This is a genomic window from Streptomyces sp. NPDC051561 (genome assembly GCF_044454195.1).
Lineage (GTDB): Bacteria > Actinomycetota > Actinomycetes > Streptomycetales > Streptomycetaceae > Streptomyces.
Window position 1 is genome coordinate 156225 of record NZ_JBITDM010000005.1, and the last position, 20075, is coordinate 176299.

General features: G+C 70.0%; 18 protein-coding genes. 2 read left to right on the forward strand and 16 right to left on the reverse strand.

Annotated elements, in window-relative coordinates; all coding sequences use genetic code 11:
* From secD to pgsA, 12 genes are all read right to left on the reverse strand, one after another.
* Window positions 1-1758, reverse strand: coding sequence for a protein translocase subunit SecD (gene secD, locus ACIA73_RS14140; protein WP_399438730.1), 1758 nt, complete (start codon window positions 1756-1758; stop codon window positions 1-3).
* A 153-nt stretch (window positions 1759-1911) separates the two neighbouring features.
* Window positions 1912-2385, reverse strand: coding sequence for a preprotein translocase subunit YajC (gene yajC / locus ACIA73_RS14145; protein WP_399438731.1), 474 nt, complete (start codon window positions 2383-2385; stop codon window positions 1912-1914).
* Between the two features lie 164 nt (window positions 2386-2549).
* Window positions 2550-3620 (reverse strand): Holliday junction branch migration DNA helicase RuvB, encoded by a 1071-nt coding sequence (gene ruvB / locus ACIA73_RS14150; RefSeq protein WP_399438732.1) that lies wholly within the window; start codon window positions 3618-3620, stop codon window positions 2550-2552.
* A gap of 91 nt (window positions 3621-3711) precedes the next feature.
* Window positions 3712-4341, reverse strand: a complete 630-nt coding sequence (gene ruvA / locus ACIA73_RS14155; RefSeq protein WP_399438733.1) for a Holliday junction branch migration protein RuvA — start codon at window positions 4339-4341, stop codon at window positions 3712-3714.
* Window positions 4338-4916 carry a crossover junction endodeoxyribonuclease RuvC gene (gene ruvC, locus ACIA73_RS14160; protein WP_399438734.1) on the reverse strand — a complete coding sequence of 193 codons (579 nt, stop codon included), beginning with the start codon at window positions 4914-4916 and terminating at the stop codon, window positions 4338-4340. The genes ruvA and ruvC overlap by 4 nt, the downstream gene beginning before the upstream one ends.
* Before the next feature lie 131 nt (window positions 4917-5047).
* Window positions 5048-5803: a YebC/PmpR family DNA-binding transcriptional regulator gene (locus ACIA73_RS14165; RefSeq protein WP_399438735.1), complete on the reverse strand. Its 756-nt coding sequence runs from the start codon at window positions 5801-5803 to the stop codon at window positions 5048-5050.
* A 62-nt stretch (window positions 5804-5865) separates the two neighbouring features.
* Window positions 5866-6459: a pyridoxal 5'-phosphate synthase glutaminase subunit PdxT gene (gene pdxT, locus ACIA73_RS14170; protein WP_399438736.1), complete on the reverse strand. Its 594-nt coding sequence runs from the start codon at window positions 6457-6459 to the stop codon at window positions 5866-5868.
* 5 nt (window positions 6460-6464) lie between these two features.
* The gene (pdxS, locus tag ACIA73_RS14175) at window positions 6465-7373 is read right to left on the reverse strand and encodes a pyridoxal 5'-phosphate synthase lyase subunit PdxS (protein ID WP_399438737.1); all 909 of its coding nucleotides are present in this window, start codon (window positions 7371-7373) and stop codon (window positions 6465-6467) included.
* A 149-nt stretch (window positions 7374-7522) separates the two neighbouring features.
* Window positions 7523-8068 carry a hypothetical protein gene (locus tag ACIA73_RS14180; protein WP_399438738.1) on the reverse strand — a complete coding sequence of 182 codons (546 nt, stop codon included), beginning with the start codon at window positions 8066-8068 and terminating at the stop codon, window positions 7523-7525.
* Window positions 8069-8155: 87 nt separating this feature from the next.
* Window positions 8156-9331, reverse strand: coding sequence for a glycosyltransferase family 4 protein (locus ACIA73_RS14185; protein ID WP_399438739.1), 1176 nt, complete (start codon window positions 9329-9331; stop codon window positions 8156-8158).
* On the reverse strand, window positions 9328-10305 hold the full coding sequence (locus ACIA73_RS14190; RefSeq protein WP_399438740.1) for a phosphatidylinositol mannoside acyltransferase: 978 nt from the start codon (window positions 10303-10305) through the stop codon (window positions 9328-9330). Before ACIA73_RS14190 ends, ACIA73_RS14185 begins: the two co-directional genes overlap by 4 nt.
* Window positions 10305-10958, reverse strand: coding sequence for a phosphatidylinositol phosphate synthase (gene pgsA / locus ACIA73_RS14195; protein WP_399438741.1), 654 nt, complete (start codon window positions 10956-10958; stop codon window positions 10305-10307). The genes ACIA73_RS14190 and pgsA overlap by 1 nt, the downstream gene beginning before the upstream one ends.
* Before the next feature lie 316 nt (window positions 10959-11274).
* Between pgsA and ACIA73_RS14200 the strand changes: the two genes are divergently transcribed.
* On the forward strand, window positions 11275-13479 hold the full coding sequence (locus ACIA73_RS14200) for an elongation factor G-like protein EF-G2 (protein WP_399438742.1): 2205 nt from the start codon (window positions 11275-11277) through the stop codon (window positions 13477-13479).
* Window positions 13480-13696: 217 nt separating this feature from the next.
* Window positions 13697-15352, forward strand: coding sequence for a hypothetical protein (locus ACIA73_RS14205; protein WP_399438743.1), 1656 nt, complete (start codon window positions 13697-13699; stop codon window positions 15350-15352).
* Between the two features lie 3 nt (window positions 15353-15355).
* Here the strand turns inward: ACIA73_RS14205 and ACIA73_RS14210 are convergent, their stop codons facing one another.
* From ACIA73_RS14210 to ACIA73_RS14225, 4 genes are all read right to left on the reverse strand, one after another.
* Window positions 15356-15910, reverse strand: coding sequence for an HIT family protein (locus ACIA73_RS14210; RefSeq protein WP_399438744.1), 555 nt, complete (start codon window positions 15908-15910; stop codon window positions 15356-15358).
* Between the two features lie 96 nt (window positions 15911-16006).
* Window positions 16007-17983: a threonine--tRNA ligase gene (gene thrS / locus ACIA73_RS14215; protein WP_399438745.1), complete on the reverse strand. Its 1977-nt coding sequence runs from the start codon at window positions 17981-17983 to the stop codon at window positions 16007-16009.
* 113 nt (window positions 17984-18096) lie between these two features.
* Window positions 18097-19320, reverse strand: coding sequence for a hypothetical protein (locus tag ACIA73_RS14220; protein ID WP_399438746.1), 1224 nt, complete (start codon window positions 19318-19320; stop codon window positions 18097-18099).
* The gene (locus ACIA73_RS14225) at window positions 19320-19886 is read right to left on the reverse strand and encodes a DUF4365 domain-containing protein (RefSeq protein WP_399438747.1); all 567 of its coding nucleotides are present in this window, start codon (window positions 19884-19886) and stop codon (window positions 19320-19322) included. The genes ACIA73_RS14220 and ACIA73_RS14225 overlap by 1 nt, the downstream gene beginning before the upstream one ends.
* Between the last annotated feature and the right edge of the window lie 189 nt (window positions 19887-20075).

Here is a 20075-nt window from a genome sequence, read left to right on the forward strand (position 1 = left end):
TCACGCCTCCTTCGGTTCGGTGGGGACGGACACACGGCGGGTACGGCGCAGCGGGGGCTGGACGCCGAGCCGCTTCGGGTCGAGTCCGGACCACTTGTGGCCGTTGCCGAAGAACTTGGTCTTCGAGGCGAGCAGCGTCATCAGCGGCTTGGTGAAGAGGAACACCACGACGACGTCGAGCAGGGTGGTGAGGCCCAGTGTGAACGCGAAGCCCTGCACCTTGCCGACGGTCACCGCGTACAGCACCACGGCCGAGAGCAGCGACACGAAGTCGGAGACCAGGATGGTGCGCCGGGCGCGCGGCCAGGCGCGTTCCACGGCGGGACGCAGGGTGCGCCCCTCGCGGATCTCGTCCCGGATGCGTTCGAAGTACACGATGAAGGAGTCCGCGGTGATACCGATCGCGACGATCGCACCACAGACGGCGGGGAGGTTCAGTGCGAAGCCGAGGATCGGGCCGAGCAGCGCCATGATCGTGTACGTCAGGATGCCGGAGACCAGAAGGCTCAGGAGTGCGACGAACGACAGACCGCGGTAGTAGAGCACCAGGTAGATGACGACCAGCGCCAGACCGATGGCACCGGCGATGAGACCCGCTTCGAGCTGGTCGCTGCCGAGCGCCGGGGTGACCGTGTCGACGGCCTCTTCGTTGAAGCTCAGCGGCAGGGAGCCGTACGACAGGATGTTGCCGAGCTCCTGCGCGGACTCCTGGGTGAAGCTGCCGGAGATCTCGGCGCTGCCGGAGAGCACGGTGCGGACCGAGGGCGCCGAGACGACGTTGCCGTCCAGGATGATGCCGAACTGGTTCATCGGCGGCTGCTGGCTCATCAGCTTGCTGGTGGTCTTGGAGAACTTGTCGGAGCCCGCCTTGGTGAACTCCATGTTCACGATCCACATGGCGCGCTGCTGGTCGAACTGGGCGCCGGCCTTCTTGACGTCGGTGCCTTCGAGCTCGGCCGGACCCAGGATGTACTTCTCCCAGGTCTTGTTGTCCGTGGCCAGGCCACAGGCGATGGTCGGCTCGCTCGGCTTGATGCCCCGGCCGGCCGCCTCGCGCTGCTTGGTGTTGTTGCAGTCGAGGGCGGCGAACGCCTTTTCGAGCTTCTGGGTGGCCGGGTCCGCGGCGGGCGGCGGCGTCGTCTTCGGGGCCGGAGCCTTGGAGCCGGTGGCCGAGGGGGTCGGGGTCGGGGCCTTCAGCGCGTCGGTGACGGCACGGCCCTGAGTGGTGGCCGACGGGGTCGGCGTGCCCTTCGGGTCCTTGGCGGTGGGCTTGTCCTTGCCGGCCGCGTCCTTGCCGGTGGCCGACGGGGTCGGCTTCGGGGTCTTGGACGGGTCCGGCAGCGGCGAGCCCTGCGTGACCGTCAGTACGGGCCGGAAGTAGAGCTTGGCGGTCGTACCGACCTGCTCACGGGCCTGGTTGGAGTCCGTGCCCTTGGGGATGTTGACAATGATGTTGTCGTTGCCCTGGGTCTGGACCTCGGCCTCGGAGACGCCCATGCCGTTGACACGGCGCTCCATGATGCCGACCGCGGTGTCCATGTTGGTCTTGTTGATCGCGTTCGGCTGGCCCGGCTCGTTCTGCGCCTTGAGCGTGATGCTCGTGCCGCCGGCCAGGTCGATGCCCAGACGTGGGGTCGTGTGACCGGATGCGAACATCCCGCCCGCGAGGGCGAGGATCACGATCGTGATCAGGGCCAGGGCGCGCCCCGGCCTGCCCGGGGCCCCCGCCTGCCTGCGGCCCTTCTTCGGTGCTGCCACCTTCTCGTTTCTCCCTGTCCAACCGCACGCGCCGGGTTTGCCCGCGCCGATGCGGCCACGAAGTGTTGTGGAGGCGCCGGCCCCCACAGAGGTCGGCACGGCCCGCGGACCGCGGTGCGCCCGGTGGAGCAACGCCGCGGTCCGCGGAAGTGACTACTTCGCGTCGCCCTCGCCGTCGGCCTTCTTGTCCTTCGGCTCCGCCTCGGTGTCCGCGACGGCCGGCTCCTCGGCCTCGGGCTTCTTGCCGAGGTCGATGCGGGTGTCGTCGTGGGAGGCGTCGGTGCCGGTCAGCGACGAGGCGTCGTCAGGGACGACGGGGCTGTCGGTGTCGAGCGCGGCGGCTTCCTCACCGTGCACGATGCGGTTGTACTCGGAGTCGTCGAGGACGGCACCGATGGCGTTCTTCGCGTAGACGGCGTGGACGCCCGGGGCGACCTCAAGAAGGACCGTGTCGTCGTGAACCTCCTTGACCGTCGCGTACATGCCGCCGATCGTCCGGACACCGGTACCGGGCTGCATGTCGTTGCGCATCTGCGCAGCCGCCGCCTGCTTCTTCTTGGCGGACCGGGTCATCAGGAACATGGCCCCGATGAGCACGATGAAGGGGAGGAAGGTCATGAGACTCACGGGACGGAACTTCCTTCGCACGACCGCGTCGATGGCGGCCTGTATATACGGGGGTGGGCACGCCGACGGGAAGGTCGGCATCGGCGGAGTCTAAGCGAGTCCGCCTACTGGGAACAACGCCCAGCATCGCACCGAGGTTCCTGACCGTGCGAGCTTCCGCACCGTCACGTCCCGAACAAACCCCCTTGTCCGGCTTTCCCGCCGCCCTGCTGCGGCGGTACGAGACCGAGGTGGGCCCAGGCTGCGGGGGTGGCAACCCGTCCACGTGGGGTTCTGGCCAGAAGACCTTCCCGTACGAGAAACGGTTCGGCGACCTCCTCGACGGTCTCCCGCTCCTCCCCCACCGCGACCGCGAGGGTGGACAGGCCGACCGGGCCGCCGCCGAAGAGCTTGAGGAGTGCGCCCAGGACCGCCCGGTCGAGCCGGTCCAGGCCGCGCGCATCCACCTCGTACACCTTCAGGGCCGCGGCGGCGATCTCCTTGTCGATGAGCCCGCCCTCGGTCTTGACCTGGGAGTAGTCGCGGACGCGGCGCAGCAGCCGGTTGGCGATGCGGGGGGTGCCCCGGGAGCGTCCGGCGATCTCCGCGGCCCCGTCGGCGCCGATCTCGACGTCGAGGAGGCGGGCGGAGCGGTGGATGACGCGCTCCAGCTCGGCCGGCTCGTAGAACTCCATGTGCCCGGTGAAGCCGAAGCGGTCGCGGAGCGGCGGCGGCAGCAGTCCGGCCCTGGTGGTGGCGCCGACCAGGGTGAAGGGGGGAAGTTCCAGCGGGATCGCGGTGGCGCCGGGGCCCTTGCCGACGATGACGTCGACCCGGAAGTCCTCCATCGCCATGTAGAGCATTTCCTCCGCCGGGCGGGACATCCGGTGGATCTCGTCGAGGAAGAGGACCTCGCCCTCCTGGAGGGAGGAGAGGATCGCGGCGAGGTCACCGGCGTGCTGGATGGCGGGGCCCGAGGTGATCCGGATCGGCGCGTTCATCTCCGCAGCGATGATCATCGAAAGAGTGGTCTTGCCGAGGCCGGGGGCGCCGGACAGCAGGACGTGGTCGGCGGTGGCGCCGCGTGCGCGGGCCGCCCGCAGCACCAGGTCGAGCTGCTCCCGTACCTTCTCCTGACCGACGAACTCGTCCAGATCCTTGGGGCGCAGCGCGGCCTCGACCGCCTGGTCCTCGCCGTCGGCGGCGGAGTCGACGACCCTCGGGTCGCTGTCGGGTCCGGTCTCGTCCCAGTTCATGTGCGGATTCTCTCGGGTCGGGTGACGTAGTCGTGGCGTTCGGGAGGGGCCTACGGGAGTGGCCTGCGGGAACGGGGTGGCGGGCCGGCGGTCAGCGGGCCCGGTTGAGGGTCTGCAGGGCGGCCCGCAGCAGCTGCGGCACCGGCGGCTGGGTGCCCTCGGCGAGGGCGGCCTCGGCCTGCGGGGTGACCGCGGTCACGGCTTCCTCCGCCTCGCGGGAGGCATATCCGAGCCCGATCAGCGCGGCGTTCAGCTGCTCGGTCCAGGGGGCCGGGCCGGAGGCGACGCGCTGGGCGCCGAGCTGGCCGCTGCTGCCGAGGGGGACGCCGAGCCGGTCCTTCAGTTCGAGCAGCAGCTTCTGCGCGCCCTTCTTCCCGATACCGGAAACCGCGGTGAGGGCCTTCTCGTCCCCCGTGGACACCGCGAGCCGGAGCGCGTCGGGGCTGTGCACGGCGAGCATGGCCTGGGCGAGACGCGGGCCGACGCCGCTGGCGGTCTGGAGCAGCTCGAACACCTGCCGCTCGTCGTCGTCCGCGAAGCCGTACAGCGTGAGCGAGTCCTCCCGCACGACGAGGGAGGTGGCGAGCTTGGCTTCCTGGCCCATCCGGAGCGTGGACAGCGTGTTCGGCGTGCACTGGACGGCCATGCCGACGCCACCGACCTCGATGACGGCGGTGGTCGGGGCGAGTGCGGCCACCGGGCCACTGACGAAGGCGATCATGAGGTACGGCCCTTCCTGACGGTGCTTGCGGTGCTCGGGGTACGCACCTGTGGTGCGTTGCGGGACTTGTGCGCGGCCACCGCCTGCTGGAGCCGGTTCTGTGCGGGGGCCCGCCAGATGTGGCAGATGGCGAGGGCCAGGGCGTCGGCCGCGTCGGCGGGTTTCGGTGGGGCGTCCAGGCGCAGCAGCCGGGTCACCATCGCACCCACCTGTGCCTTGTCGGCCCGGCCGCTGCCACTGACGGCGGCCTTGACCTCACTGGGGGTGTGCAGGGCGACGGGGATGCCGCGACGGGAGGCGCACAGCATGGCGACCGCACTGGCCTGGGCGGTACCCATCACCGTGCTCACGTTGTGCTGGCTGAACACCCTTTCCACGGCGAGGACTTCGGGCCGGTAGTCGTCGAGCCACTGCTCGATGCCCTGCTCGATGGCGACCAGCCTGAGCCCCAACTCGGCGTCGGGCGGCGTCCGCACGACGCCGACTCCGCACATCGTCAGCGGACGCCCGGCCACTCCCTCAACCACGCCGACACCGCACCGGGTCAGCCCCGGGTCCACGCCCAGTACCCTCAACGCCGCCCCCTCTCGCCTTCGCTCACCTGTTTGTGCAGGCTATCGGCTCGCACTGACAATCAGGTCCGGCAACGCGACGGGCCGACGGGAGTGTGTCCCCGTCGGCCCGTCGTCGTACTGGCAACTGCTGACTACTCCTCGTCGAGCGCGGCCATGACCTTGTCGCTGACGTCGAAGTTGGCGAAGACGTTCTGCACGTCGTCGCTGTCCTCCAGTGCGTCGATCAGCTTGAAGATCTTGCGCGCGCCCTCTTCCTCCAGCTCGACCTGCATGGTCGGGACGAAGTTGGCGTCGGCCGAGTCGTAGTCGATGCCGGCCGCCTGGAGCGCCGTGCGGACCGCGACCAGGTCGGTGGCCTCGCTGATCACCTCGAAGGTGTCGCCGAGGTCGTTGACCTCTTCGGCACCCGCGTCGAGCACCGCGCCCAGCACGTCGTCCTCGGAGAGCTCGCCCTTGGGGACGATGACGACGCCCTTGCGGTTGAAGAGGTACGAGACGGAACCCGGGTCGGCCATCGAGCCGCCGTTGCGGGTCATCGCGACGCGCACGTCCGAGGCGGCACGGTTGCGGTTGTCGGTGAGGCACTCGATGAGCACCGCGACACCGTTCGGGCCGTACCCCTCGTACATGATCGTCTCGTAGTCGGCGCCGCCCGCCTCAAGACCGCCGCCGCGCTTGACCGCGGAGTCGATGTTCTTGTTGGGGACGGAGCTCTTCTTCGCCTTCTGGATGGCGTCGACCAGCGTGGGGTTGCCCTCGGGGTCGATGCCGCCCGTGCGGGCCGCGACTTCGATGTTCTTGATCAGCTTCGCGAAGAGCTTGCCGCGCTTGGCGTCAATCACGGCCTTCTTGTGCTTCGTCGTAGCCCATTTAGAGTGGCCGGACATCTGCCTGTCTCCTTCGCGTAACCAATTCTGCTGCGTTCGGCAGAGATCCTACCGGGAGCGAGTCAGCTCGCGGCGCGCACCATCTCCACAAACATCGCGTGCACCCGGTGGTCGCCGGTGAGTTCCGGGTGGAAGGACGTGGCGAGCGCGTTGTTCTGCCGTACGGCGACGATGTGGCCCTCGTGCTCGGCGAGCACCTCCACCTCGGCCCCGACGGACTCCACCCACGGGGCGCGGATGAAGACGCCCTCGACCGGGTCGCCCTCGATCCCCCGGACGTCGACAGTGGTTTCGAAGGACTCGTTCTGCCGCCCGAAGGCGTTGCGGCGCACGATCATGTCGATGCCGCCGAGCGTCTCCTGGCCCGAGCGCGGGTCGAGGATCTTGTCGGCGAGGAGGATCAGTCCGGCGCAGGTTCCGTAGACCGGCAGGCCGGCCGCGATGTGCTCGCGCAGCGGCTCCAGCATGCCGAAGAGCGAGGCCAGTTTGGACATGGTGGTGGACTCGCCGCCGGGGATGACCAGGCCGTCGACCTCGGCGAGTTCCTCGGGACGCCGGACCTCCCGGGCCGTGGCGTCGGCCACGGCCAGGGCGATCAGGTGCTCCCGTACGTCGCCCTGGAGGGCCAGGACACCGACAACGGGGTTGCTCTTCACGGGAGTTACCAGCCCCGGTTGGCGTAGCGCTCGGACTCGGGGAGGGTGTCGCAGTTGATGCCGACCATGGCCTCGCCGAGGTTGCGCGACGCGTCCGCGATGATCTTCGGGTCGTCGAAGAAGGTGGTGGCGCGGACGATGGCGGCGGCGCGCTTGGCCGGGTCGCCGGACTTGAAGATGCCGGAGCCGACGAAGACGCCCTCGGCGCCGAGCTGGCGCATCAGGGCGGCGTCGGCGGGGGTGGCGACGCCACCGGCGGAGAACAGCACCACCGGGAGCTTGCCGAGCTCGGCGACCTCCTTGACCAGCTCGTAGGGGGCGCGCAGGTCCTTGGCGGCGGCGAACAGCTCGTTGTTGTCGTAGCCGCGCAGCTTGGCGATCTCGTTCTTGATCTGGCGCAGGTGGCGGACCGCCTCGACGACGTTGCCGGTGCCGGCCTCGCCCTTGGAGCGGATCATGGCCGCGCCCTCGGCGATGCGGCGCAGGGCCTCGCCCAGGTTGGTGGCACCACAGACGAAGGGGGTGGTGAAGGCCCACTTGTCCGAGTGGTTGACCTCGTCGGCCGGGGTCAGCACCTCGGACTCGTCGATGTAGTCGACGCCGAGCGACTGGAGGACCTGGGCCTCGACGAAGTGGCCGATCCGGGACTTCGCCATGACGGGGATGGAGACGGCCTCGATGATCTCTTCGATCATGTTGGGGTCGGACATCCGGGCCACGCCGCCGTCCTTGCGGATGTCGGCGGGGACCCGCTCCAGCGCCATGACGGCGACGGCGCCCGCGTCCTCGGCGATCTTCGCCTGCTCGGCGTTGACGACGTCCATGATCACGCCGCCCTTGAGCTGCTCGGCCATGCCGCGCTTGACGCGGTCGGTGCCGGTCGCCGGGGACTGGGAAGTGGGGGTGCTGGACATCAGATCGACCTCGCTCGGAGAAGAGGGTGACGCGCTACCGCGTTGCCGCACCGCCGAGAAAACCCCCTTCGACCAGTCCACAGCAAGGGCCAATGGGTAGCCGGTGGCTCATTTTTCGCCTGGGGTGACGTCCCGGGCCCGTCCTGGGGTTACGTCCCGGGCCGGTCGGCAAGTGCCACCGGAGGCTCGTCGTCCATTTCGAAGGTCAGCGGGAACGGGGCGTGCCCGGCCAGCCGGAACCACCGCACCTTGCGGTGCCTGCGCAGCGCGCGCACCGCCCGTACCGAGTCGTTGTGGAAGCGACGCGCCATCGGCGCCCGCCGGACCGCCGCGGCCAGTTCCGCCGCGGCCTCGTCGCCGCCCGGCACCGCCTTCAGCTCCTCCACCTGCTCCGGCTCCCCGAACACCGCCCGCAGCGCCTGGCTGAGCTCGCTCTCGGCGACCTCGCGCTGCTCCTCCTCGGCCTGCCGGGCCGCGTGCGCCGCCTGGTACAGCACGATCGACGCGGCCGGGTCGAGCAGTCCGGAGGTGGCCAGCTCCTGTGCGACCGAGGCCCGCCGGAGCAGTTGTGCGTCCAGTGCCGCACGGGAGGCGTCGAGACGGGCGTGCAGCCGGTCCAGGCGCCCTGCCGTCCAGCTGAGGTAGAGGCCGATCGCCACCAGGACGACGATGATCCAAATGAGAGTTACGGTCACCCGCCGAGGCTACCGGTGCCGACGCCGACGCCCGGAGCGGCGGGCGGAGCCACCGCCCCCGCCACTCCCGCCCGAGCCCAGGCCCCGCTACTCCCGCCCGAGCCCGAACCGTCCCCGCCGCCCCGTCCGGCCGCCCTCGCCCGCCGGAACCGACGCCACCGAGGCCGCCCCGTCCGCCACCGTCTCGTACACCGCCAGGATGTCCGCACCCACGGTCGCCCAGTCGAAGCGGCGCACATGGGCGGTGCCCCGCCCGCTCAGCTCCTTGCGCCGGTCCTCGTCCCCGAGCAGCCGCACCGCCGCCGAAGCCAGCGCGTCCGCGTCCTCATTGGCGAAGATCTCCCCCGCCGCGCCCTGGTCCAGCACCTGCACGAACGCGTCCAGATCACTCGCCAGCACCGGTGCCCCCGCCGACAGCGCCTCGACCAGGATGATGCCGAAGCTCTCGCCACCGGTGTTGGGAGCGACGTACACATCGACACTGCGCAGCAGCCGCGCCTTGTCCTCGTCGCTGACCATGCCCAGGAACTCGACGCGCGCGCGCAGTTCGGCGGGCAGCGTCGCGACCGCCTCCTCCTCGTCGCCCCGCCCCGCCACCAGCAGCCTGGCGTCCGGGAACTCGGCGAAGATCTTCGGCAGCGCGCGCATCAGCACCGGCAGCCCCTTGCGGGGTTCGTCGATCCGGCCGATGAAGCCCAGGGTGCCGCCCTGCCACTCCGGCCTGGGCTCGGCCCGCGCGAAGAAGTCCACGTCGACACCGTTGGGAATGACCACCGCGTCGCCGCCCAGGTGCTCGACCAGGGTGCGCCGCGCGTATTCGCTGACCGCGATCCGGGCGCTGATCTTCTCCAGCGCGGGCTGCAGGATCGGGTACGCCGCGATCATCGCCCGGGAGCGGGCGGTGGAGGTGTGGAAGGTGGCGACGACCGGGCCCTGCGCCGCCCAGCAGGTGAGCAGGCCGAGCGAGGGGGAAGCGGGTTCATGGATGTGTACGACGTCGAACTCACCGTCGTGCAGCCATCGGCGGACCCGCGCCGCCGAGAGGAAACCGAAGCTCAGCCGCGCCACCGACCCGTTGTAGGGAACCGGAACCGCCCGCCCCGCCGACACCACGTAGGGCGGCAGCGGAGTCTCGTCGTCGGCCGGGGCCAGCACGGACACCTCGTGCCCCCACCGGATCAGATGCTCGGCGAGGTCCCGGATGTGGAACTGGACGCCGCCCGGCACGTCCCAGGAGTACGGGCAGACGATCCCGACCTTCACTCCTGCCCCTCCGGACGCGTCTCCAGGTCAGCCAGCCACAGTCGTTGCAGCATGTGCCAGTCCTCCGGGTGCTCGGCGATCCCGTTGGCGAAGGCGTCCGCCAGCGCCTGCGTCATCTCTGACGTCTTTTCGCTCCGGGTACCTGTCCCGGGCACGTCGACCGGCGGATGGATCTGCCCGCCCATCGCGCGCGGACCCTCGTACCAGAGCGTCACCGGCATCAGCAGCGCCCCGGTCTGCTGCGCCAGGATCGCCGGTCCGGCGGGCATCCGGGCGCTCTCGCCGAAGAACTTGACCTCGACGCCGGAGGCGGAGAGGTCCCGGTCGGCGACGAGACAGACCAGTCCGCCGCCGCGCAGCCGGCGGGCGAGGGTGCCGAAGGCGGAGCCTCCGGTGTGCGGTACGACCTCCATGCCGAGGCTCTCGCGGTAGGCGACGAAGCGGTCGTACAGCGTCTCGGGCTTGAGGCGTTCGGCGACCGTGGTGAAGGGATGGCCGAGGTGGCCGGTGACCCAGGCGCCTGCGAGGTCCCAGTTGGCCATGTGCGGCAGCGCGAGGACGACTCCGCGTCCCGCGTCGAGGGCCTCCGTTATCCGCTGTCCGTCCTTGATGCGGACGTCGGCGGCGATCCGCTCCGGGGTCCAGGTGGGCAGCCGGAAGGACTCCATCCAGTACCGCATGTACGAGCGCATGCCGGCCTTGGACAGGGCGGCGAGGCGCTCGGGGCTCGCGTCGGGCACCACCCGGGCGAGGTTGGACTCCAGCCGCAGCACGCTCTTGCCGCGTCGCTTCCACACCTGGTCGGCCAGGGTGCGGCCGAGGCCCGCGGCGACCGGCTCGGGCAGCAGCTTCACGCCGCCCCAGCCGAGCCCGTACAGGCCGTCGACCAGCTTGTCCTTGGCGCTGGGCCGGGCGTCCGGGCTGGTGGTGGTGCTCTTGTCGGTGCTCTTGTCGGTGCTCTTCGCGTCGCTCATTACGCCGCCCCGTTCCCGGTCGCGGCGTCCGCTTCCGCCGATTCCCTTCGTACCGTCACCACCCGCTGGCCGAGCGTTACCAGGGAGCCCGCGGCGACCACCCACAGCGCGATCGGCAGCAGCACCTCAACGCCCGGCAGCCCGAACGTGTGCAGTCCCGCGACACCGGCCGCGACCAGCGTGATCACCAGTCGTTCGGCCCGCTCGACGAGACCGTTGACCGCCACCGGCAGTCCGATCGCCTCGCCGCGGGCCTTGGTGTACGACACGACCTGACCGCTCGCCAGACAGAAGATGGCGACCGCGCACAGCGTGTTGTCGTTGCCGGTGCCCGCGTACCAGAGGGCGAGTCCGCCGAAGATGCCCGCGTCGGCGACCCGGTCCAGCGTGGAGTCGAGGAACGCGCCCCACCTGCTGGAGACTCCGGCCTGCCGGGCCATGTTGCCGTCGACGAGGTCGGAGAAGACGAAGAAGGTGATGACGATGGTGCCCCAGAAGAACTCCCCGCGAGGGAAGAAGACCAGCGCACCCGCCATCACTCCGGCCGTACCGATGAGCGTGACCGCATCGGGGCTGACTCCGCGTCGGAGCAGAAATGCGGCAAACGGTGTGAGGACACGCGTGAAGAATGCACGCGCGTACTTGTTCAGCATGGCCTTCCCGAGGGGTCGGTGGGCCGAGCGGCCCCTACGGCCACCGGCTGGCCCATCGTAGCCACGGCGGCCCCGCTCCAGCGTCGGGCACCCGGCCCGACGCCGTGTCGTACGACGGATGGCGGCACCCGGCCCCGTACGGGAGCCGTACCCGCCGCCCCCACCACACACAGCGTGCACCGGGGTATGGACGCACAGTGACCCGAGTGGAAAGCTCGAATGACCGCGGGCGTCATCGGTGCCGCCACGCCGCTGCGGCTCCTCATGTCCCGCGCCCCTTCTCCTCACCGTGCACGTTCCCCGGGAGGCCAGAACCATGGGCGACAAGACACACACGAGCGCACACCCCGGAGCCGCCGGCAGGGCAGCTACGGCCGACCACCCCTCATCCGTACGGAACGTGGTGCTGGTCGGCCACAGCGGATCGGGCAAGACCACACTGGTGGAAGCCCTCGCGCTGGCCGCAGGTGCGGTGAACCGGGCGGGGCGCGTCGAGGACGGCACCACCGTCTCCGACCACGATGAGATGGAGCACCGGCAACAGCGGTCCATCCAGCTGTCCCTGGTGCCGGTCGCCTGGGACGGCATCAAGATCAACCTCCTGGACACCCCCGGATACGCCGATTTCGTCGGGGAGTTGAGGGCCGGTCTGCGGGCTGCGGACGCGGCCCTCTTCGTCGTTTCGGCCTCGGACGGGGTGGACGGCGCGACCCGCATGGTGTGGGAGGAGTGCGCGGCGGTCGGGATGCCGCGGGCGATCGTGGTGACCCATCTGGAGGCGGCCCGCGCCAACTTCGAGTCGATGACCGACTTCTGCGCCGAGGCCTTCGGGCACGACGACCCGGACGCCGTACTCCCGCTCTATCTCCCGCTGTACGGGGAGCACGGGGCCGACGGGCACGCCCCGGTGGCCGGTCTCCTCGGCCTGCTCTCGCAGAAGATCTACGACTACTCCTCGGGCGGGCGCAAGGAACTCAGCCCCGACCCGACCCAGTTGCCGCGCATCGAGGAGGCCCGCAACCGGCTGATCGAGGGGATCATCGCGGAGAGCGAGGACGAGTCCCTGATGGACCGCTACCTCGACGGTGAGGAGATCGACCTCAAGACCCTGGTCGGGGATCTCGAACGGGCCGTCGCCCGCGGCAGGTTCCACCCCGTGCTCGCCGCGGCGCCCGCCCCCGAGGGCAGCCGTCAGGGCCTGGGCACCGTGGAGATCCTGGAGCTGATCACCGGCGGCTTCCCGACCCCCGCCGAGCACGAACTGCCCCTCGTCACCACCCCCCAGGGCCGGCCCTGCCCGCCGATCACCTGCGACCCTTCGGGCCCGCTGGTCGCCGAGGTGGTCAAGACCGCCTCCGACCCGTACGTCGGACGGATCTCCCTGGTCAGGGTCTTCTCCGGGACTCTGCGCCCCGACGAGACCGTCCATGTCTCCGGGCACGGTCTGGCCGACCGCGGCCACGAGGACCACGACCTCGACGAACGGGTCGGAGCACTCTCCGCCCCCTTCGGCAAGCAGCAGCGCCCCCTCGCGCACGCCGTCGCCGGAGACCTGGCCTGCGTGGCGAAACTCACCCGCGCCGAGACCGGTGACACCCTCTCCGCCAAGGACAACCCGCTGCTGATGGAGTCCTGGTCGATGCCCGACCCGCTCCTTCCGCTCGCCATCGAGGCGCACAGCAAGGCGGACGAGGACAAGCTCTCCCAGGGGCTGGCCCGGCTCGTCGCCGAGGACCCTACGATGCGCCTGGAGCAGAACCAGGCCACCCGGCAACTGGTCCTGTGGTGCCTGGGCGAGGCCCACCGAGAGGTGGCCCTGGAACGGCTGCGTTCGCGGTACGGGGTCCAGGTCGACGCGGTCGACCACAAGGTGTCGCTGCGGGAGACCTTCGGCGAGCGGACCGCGGGGCGCGGCCGGCACGTCAAGCAGTCCGGCGGGCACGGCCAGTACGCCATCTGCGAGATCGACGTGGAACCGCTGCCGCCGGGCGGGGGCATCGAGTTCGTGGACAAGGTGGTGGGCGGGGCGGTGCCGCGCCAGTTCATCCCGTCGGTGGAGAAGGGCGTGCGGGCACAGGCGGCACGCGGACTGGCGGGCGGGTACCCGCTGGTGGACGTGCGGATCACGCTGCGCGACGGCAAGGCACACTCGGTGGACTCCTCCGACGCCGCCTTCCAGACCGCGGGCGCCCTCGCCCTGCGCGAGGCCGCCGCGGACGCCCGTATCGACCTGCTGGAGCCGGTCGCCGCGGTCACCGTGCTGGTCCCCGACGGTTACGTGGGCCCGGTGATGAGCGACCTCTCCGGACGGCGCGGACGCGTCATCGGCACCGAACAGGCGGGCCACGGCCGCACCCTGATCCGGGCCGAGGTGCCCGAGATCGAGATCGGGCGGTACGCGATCGATCTGCGCTCCGTGTCGCACGGCACCGGACGCTTCAGCCGTACGTACGCCCGGCACGAGGCAATGCCCCTCCAACTGGCGGGCAAATTCCGCGAACGGGAGCAAAACGGAGGCTAGTTGACCGATTTGCGGTAATGCCGCCCACCCAATTCCCTTGCGGTGGGCGGCATTCCGCGCTCCCATGACGAGCAGGACCACCTCCGACTAGTCTGTGATCGCAGCTCAGAAGGTGTGCGGGGCGCGGCAGTTGGGCACAGGCCGCAGTGCGGGCGCAGTGCGCGCGCGGCGCGGACGCCGGGCAAGGTAGTTGAGTGAACGGTCGATGGGGGCGGTAGTGGCGGACTCGGGATTCGACTTCTCACCCGGTGCACAGGTACCGCTCACGGGTGCCGCCGGGCAGACCGCGGCCACCCATGCGCTGGCCTCGGCGGCGTACCGGGACAGCCCGGTGACCCAGATCCTCGACGCGAACAACGACTGGCACAAGTCCACCGTGAAGAAGGGCAGGCTCTCCCTCTTCGAACCCAATCTGGGCGAGGCGTTCTCCCGCGCCGTCCAGGTCCGGATGCTCGGCGGCGCCCGCGCCGCGCTCATCCAGTCCTTCGGCACCGAGCCGCAGACCGTCGTCGAGCACTGCCTGGCGGCCAACAACATCCGTAAGGCCCGCGACACCAAACTCACCGTGGTGATGGGTGTCTTCGGCGTGCTCTTCCTGCCCGGCCTGCTGATCTGGATGGCGGTCTTCCAGCTCCGCCGCACCATCGCCGGGTCGAAGGACAAGAAGGCCGGAGCCCTCGCCACGATCCTCCTGGTCGCCGTCGCCGGCCTGGTCGTCGTCTTCATGATCAAGCTCCCCTTCACAGGTGTCCTCGGCATCTACCTGCGCGCGATGCTGGTGGCCCCCGTCATCGGCTGGGTGCTGGCCAAGCAGATCTGCGAGTCCACCGCCAAGGACCTGAGGGAGCGCTGGTCCGCGCTGCTCTCCGGCGGCGGCGTCGGCCCCAAGATCCCCGAGGCCGTCCCGCGCAGCCCGGGTGAGATCTCCGCCGAGACCCTCCGCCAGGGCCTCGCCCGGCTCTCCGCCGAGCAGGAGTCCAACTCGGTCTTCTACGCCGGCCCCAAGGGCATACTCGGCATGGGAACCCGCTGGGGCAGCTGGCAGCTCGCCGAGGAACTCAACCGCGCGGATCCCACCAAGGAGATCCACGGCTTCCGCAGCTGGGACGTCATCCGCGCCATCCACGACCAGCTGCGCATGCTCAAGCGCGGCCCGCTCAACACCGGCGGCTTCCCCGCCCCCACGGTCAAGCACTGGATCGTCGCCCCGGTCGGCGAGAACGCGGGCTCGGTCAGCCGCCCCGAGGGCGCGGACGTCGACGCGTACCAGATCAAGAACCACGAGATACAGCGGATCTGCAACGAGCAGCAGTTCGGCTCCGGCAACCGGCACTACCTGGGCGTCCAGTTCACGCTCTGGGACGGCCAGTTGGTGATCACCATGCTGATCACGGTGACCGTGCTGTACGAGACCCTGCGCATCGAGGTCACCGGGCACGCGCTCGGCCCGGTGCACGCGCTGTTCACCACCAAGCCGGCTCCCAAGACGGTGACGGTCAACAAGACGGTCAAGTTCTGGGAGACGACGTCCCGTGCGCTGCCGCTGATCGACACCACCGAGGTGGTACGCCTGAGTGTCCGCGCGCCCCTGACCTGGTTCCCGAACGTCCTGGACTTCCTCGGCGGCAAGCTCACCCTGCCGGAGCCGTTCGGCCTGCGGCACGCCTGGGCGGAGAAGCCGTGGCGGCACCGCTTCATGGCGGACGACGCGATGCGCACCGCCGCCCCGGTGCTGCGGGTCGTGCACACCGCCGCCATCAAGGTCCTGGAGGACCACGGGGTCGACACCGAACGCTTCAGTGGGCGCTCGACGTTCCTCAGCGGCATGGTCCAGGACCCGGCCCCGCGCAGGGCCGACGTGTACGACGCGTAAGGACTACGGGTTTTCGGGCCACACGTCCGCGAGCATCTTGCGGGTGTCGGCGAGGAGTTGCGGCAGCACCTTGGTGTGCCCGATCACCGGCATGAAGTTGGTGTCGCCGCCCCAGCGGGGCACCACGTGCTGGTGCAGATGGGCGGCGATACCGGCGCCCGCCGCACCGCCCTGGTTCATCCCGATGTTGAAGCCGTGCGCCCCGGAGGCCTTGCGCAACGCGGTCATCGCCCGCTTGGTGAAGTCGGCGAGCTCGGCGGTCTCGGCGTCGTCGAGCCCGGTGTAGTCGGCGACGTGCCGGTACGGGAGGACCATCATGTGGCCGCCGTTGTACGGGTAGAGATTGAGGATCGCGTACACACTCGTACCGCGTGCGACGATCAGCGCTTCCTCGTCGCTGTGCGCGGGAGCCACGCAGAAGGGGCAGCCGTCCTCGGACCCGGGCCCGGTCGGCTTGTTCTCACCCTGGATGTACGCGATCCGGTGGGGCGTCCACAGCCGCCCGAACCCGTCCGGCTCACCCACCGGTCCACTCTGCTGCTCCGGCTCAGTCGTCATGGACAAAGCATAGGCGGACGAGCTGGGCGGACAGTGGGGAGGTCAGCGAAAAGGGCGGCCCCACGAGGAGCCGCCCCTTCAGCCGATCCGCGATGCTCAGACCTGGACCCGACGCTCCACGACATCGACCAGCTTGGCGATCGCGTCGGCCTTCGGGATGCCGTTCTCCTGCGACCCGTCGCGGTAGCGGAAAGAGACCGTACCGGCGGCCATGTCCTCGTCACCGACGATGACCATGAACGGGACCTTCTGCTTCTGCTGGTTGCGGATCTTCTTCTGCATCCGGTCGGACGATGCGTCCACCTCCACCCGCAGCCCCTTCTTCTTCGCCTCGGCGGCGAATTCCTGGAGGTACGGGATGTGGCTGTCACCGATCGGGATGCCGACCGCCTGCACGGGCGCCAGCCACGCCGGGAACGCACCCGCGTAGTGCTCAAGGAGCACGGCGAAGAAGCGCTCGATCGAACCGAACAGCGCGCGGTGGATCATGACCGGCTGCTGCTTGGTGCCGTCCGGACCGGTGTACTCCAGGTTGAAGCGCTCCGGCAGGTTGAAGTCCAGCTGCACGGTCGACATCTGCCAGGTGCGGCCGATGGCGTCCTTGCACTGCACCGAGATCTTCGGCCCGTAGAACGCGGCCCCACCCGGGTCCGGAACCAGCGGCAGCCCCTGCTTCTCGGCGACCTGACGCAGGGTCTCGGTGGCCTCTTCCCAGATCTCGTCCGAGCCGACGAACTTCTCCGGGTCCTTGGTCGAGAGCTCCAGGTAGAAGTCGGTCAGACCGTAGTCGCGCAGCAGCCCCAGGACGAAGGTGAGAGTCCTGTCGAGCTCCTCCGCCATCTGCTCCTTGGTGCAGTAGATGTGCGCGTCGTCCTGCGTGAAGCCCCGCGCACGGGTCAGACCGTGCACCACACCCGATTTCTCGTACCGGTACACCGTGCCGAACTCGAAGAGCCTCAGCGGCAGTTCACGGTACGAACGCCCCCTCGCATCGAAGATCAGGTTGTGCATCGGGCAGTTCATGGGCTTGAGGTAGTAGTCCGTGCCCTCGTCGAGCTGCATGGGCGGGTACATGCCGTCGGCGTACCAGTCCAGGTGGCCCGAGGTCTCGAAGAGCTTCCCCTTGGTGGCGTGCGGGGTGTAGACGAACTCGTACCCCTCTTCCTCGTGCCTGCGGCGCGAGTAGTCCTCCATGACCCGGCGGATGATGCCGCCCTTGGGGTGGAAGACCGCGAGGCCGGAGCCGATCTGCTCCGGGATCGAGAAGAGGTCCAGCTCGCTGCCGAGCTTGCGGTGGTCGCGCTTCTCGGCCTCGGCGAGGAACTCCAGGTATGCCTTCAGCTCGTCCTTGGTCGGCCACGCGGTGCCGTAGATGCGCTGGAGCATCGGGTTCTTCTCGCTGCCGCGCCAGTAGGCGGCGGCGTTGCGCATCAGCTTGAAGGCCGGGATGCTGCGAGTGCTCGGCAGGTGCGGACCCCGGCAGAGGTCCTTCCAGCACAGGTCACCGGTCTTGGCGTCGAGGTTGTCGTAGATGGTCAGCTCGCCGCCGCCCACCTCGACGTCCGCGCCGTCGTCGCTGGACGCGGAGCCCTTGATGCCGATGAGCTCCAGCTTGTACGGCTCGTCGGCGAGCTCCTCGCGGGCCGCCTCGTCGGAGACCACCCGGCGGGAGAACTTCTGTCCGCGCTTCTGGATCTCCTGCATCTTCTTCTCGATCGCCTTGAGGTCCTCCGGGGTGAAGGGCCTTGCGACGTCGAAGTCGTAGTAGAAACCGTTCTCGACCGGCGGGCCGATGCCCAGCTTGGCCTCCGGGAACAGCTCCTGCACGGCCTGCGCCATCACGTGCGCGGTGGAGTGGCGCAGGATGCTGAGCCCGTCCGGGGACGAGATCTCGACCGGCTCCACCTCCTCGCCGTCCCGCACCTCGTAGGACAGGTCCTTCAGCTCACCCGCGATGCGGGCGGCGACGATCGAGCGCTCGCCGGTGAAGAGCTCGGCCGCCGTGGTGCCCGTCGTCACCACGCGCTCTTCCCGCTCGGAATCGCGATGGATGAACACACGGACGTCTGACACCGGTCTCTCCTGACTGAGGGGGTGCGCGCCTGGGAAAGCGGCACGCAAACCGAATCGTACCGAGCCCCCGGGCCCGCACGCGAAACGGTTATCCGTCCCTGCGCCCCCTCCCCTCACTCCTCCCCGCTGCACGCCTCCTCGAAGAAGTCCAGATTCTCGTGCAGCGCCTTCATCAGCCGGTCCCGTTCCGCCTCGTCCACCTGTACGGGTACGACGCCGTGCGCCCCGGTCAGCCGCCGGAATCCGCCCCGCCGCTCCAACCGCCCGCCCACCTGGATCGGCAGCCCCACCAGATGCGCGTGCCCCGCGATCCGGTAGGCCTCCTCGTCCAGCACCACCCGCACATGCGGCACCTCCGCCCCCACCAGCACCCGCAGCCGCACCGTCCCTCCACCGCGCGGCGCCGACCTCCTCATCCGTACCACCGCCCCGGTGATCCGCACCGGCACCGAAGGCTCCTCCCGCAGGTACCTGGCCCCCGCCGACCGCAGCGCGGGCAGATCCCCCGGCGAGAACTCCACCACCTCGGGCCGCGCCGCGCACCCCGCCGGCACTCCGGCCGCCGGCGCCCAGTCCAACGCGATCCGCGCTCCCTCCGTCCCCTGCACCAACGCCACGACCGCCTCGGTCAGTTCATGGCTGACCCCGGCCTCCACCGCCGCGTCGAACGCCTCCATCCCACCCGTCGCCCGCTGGTAGTCGGCCGCCTCGCGCGCCGCGTGCAGCGCGTGATGCAGACGTACGACGGTGCCGCGTCCGGTGCCGACGGGCACGAAGGCGGTGAGCCGGCGCCCGCCCGCCCCGGCCCCGACCAGCACCCCTTCCAGCGCGGTCTGCGCCTGCCGACGGTGCCGCGCCCCGTAGTACCCGGCCCGGCCCCGCGCGGCCAGCGCCCCCGCGAGCAGCATCTGCCGCGCCGCCGACCGCAGCTGCTCCTCGGCCGGCCAGGCCGCCGCCCCGGGAATTTCCTCCGGTACATCGCGCCACCAGCGGATCTCGTCACTGTCCACCGCCAGCTGCACCAGCACCTCGCGCGCGGACGGCGCCGGGCAGCGCTCCAGCGCCGCGAGCGCCTCACCGAGCAGATCCCCGCTGTCGGGAAAGGCCCTGGATTCCGGTACGAGCAGGCTGGTGCCCCCACCCGTGACGCCCGGTGGCGTCCAGCGCGCGTAGCGCCCCGGTGCTCCGCCGCGCCTGCGCCACCCGTGCCGGGCGAGCAGTGCGCCGAGCACGGCGGGGTCGACCTGGGAGGGTTCGGGCCCGCCGCCGTCCCAGGCTCCGGCCGTCTCGGCGGGATGAGGTCGTCCGGGATCGTCGATCGGCCGGTACCGGTGCATCAGGGTTTCCCTCCCGCCCCGACGCGGGTCATCATCTCGCAGAGCGCTCGGTCGTCGAATATCCGCGAGGTGGGGACCCGCACATTGGTCCTGTACCTGCCGGTCACGGGGTGTCCCGCCAGGTTGATCCAGTAGCAGCAGTGCCTGAGGTCGAGCCGGTCGTGCCCGGCGCGCAGCCAGTCGTCCCTGGTCCTGGGCACGATCATGACGACCAGGATCTTGTGCACGGAGACGGGAGTGCGGGCCAGCTTCACCAGGTGGTCGTTGTCGAGGGTGAAGGAGAAGGCGGAGCCGGGTGGGTGCGGGGCGATCTGGTAGGTGCACTTGAGCTGCACCTTGATCGTCACTTCGTCGTCGATGGTGTGCACGGGGGATCCGTGACTCACGTGCCAGTCGATGCCGTTGTCCGGAAAGGGCTGGGAGAGCGAGCAGCCGGCGGCTGCCGCGACTGCGTGCAGATAGCCCACCTGGAGTGTCTCCATGCAGGCGGTGGTGGCGAGTGCGCCCCGTGGCGGAGAGGTCCGCTCGGGCAGCAGCCCGCCCGGTTCGGGCTGCGCGAGCGCCATGGCTGACGTGTGCCTTCCGGGCTGTGCTGATCGGTTCTGATCGTTCCGGTTGTCTGCCGGTGATCGACGGACCGTCAACTTCTCGGTCTGTCACCTGTGTTGTCTCCGTGCGGCTTATGGCGTAAACGGCCCGGGTATCACCGCTTCGGGCAGAAAGCGCACCGGGCCGATTCCGTGGAGCACGCCATC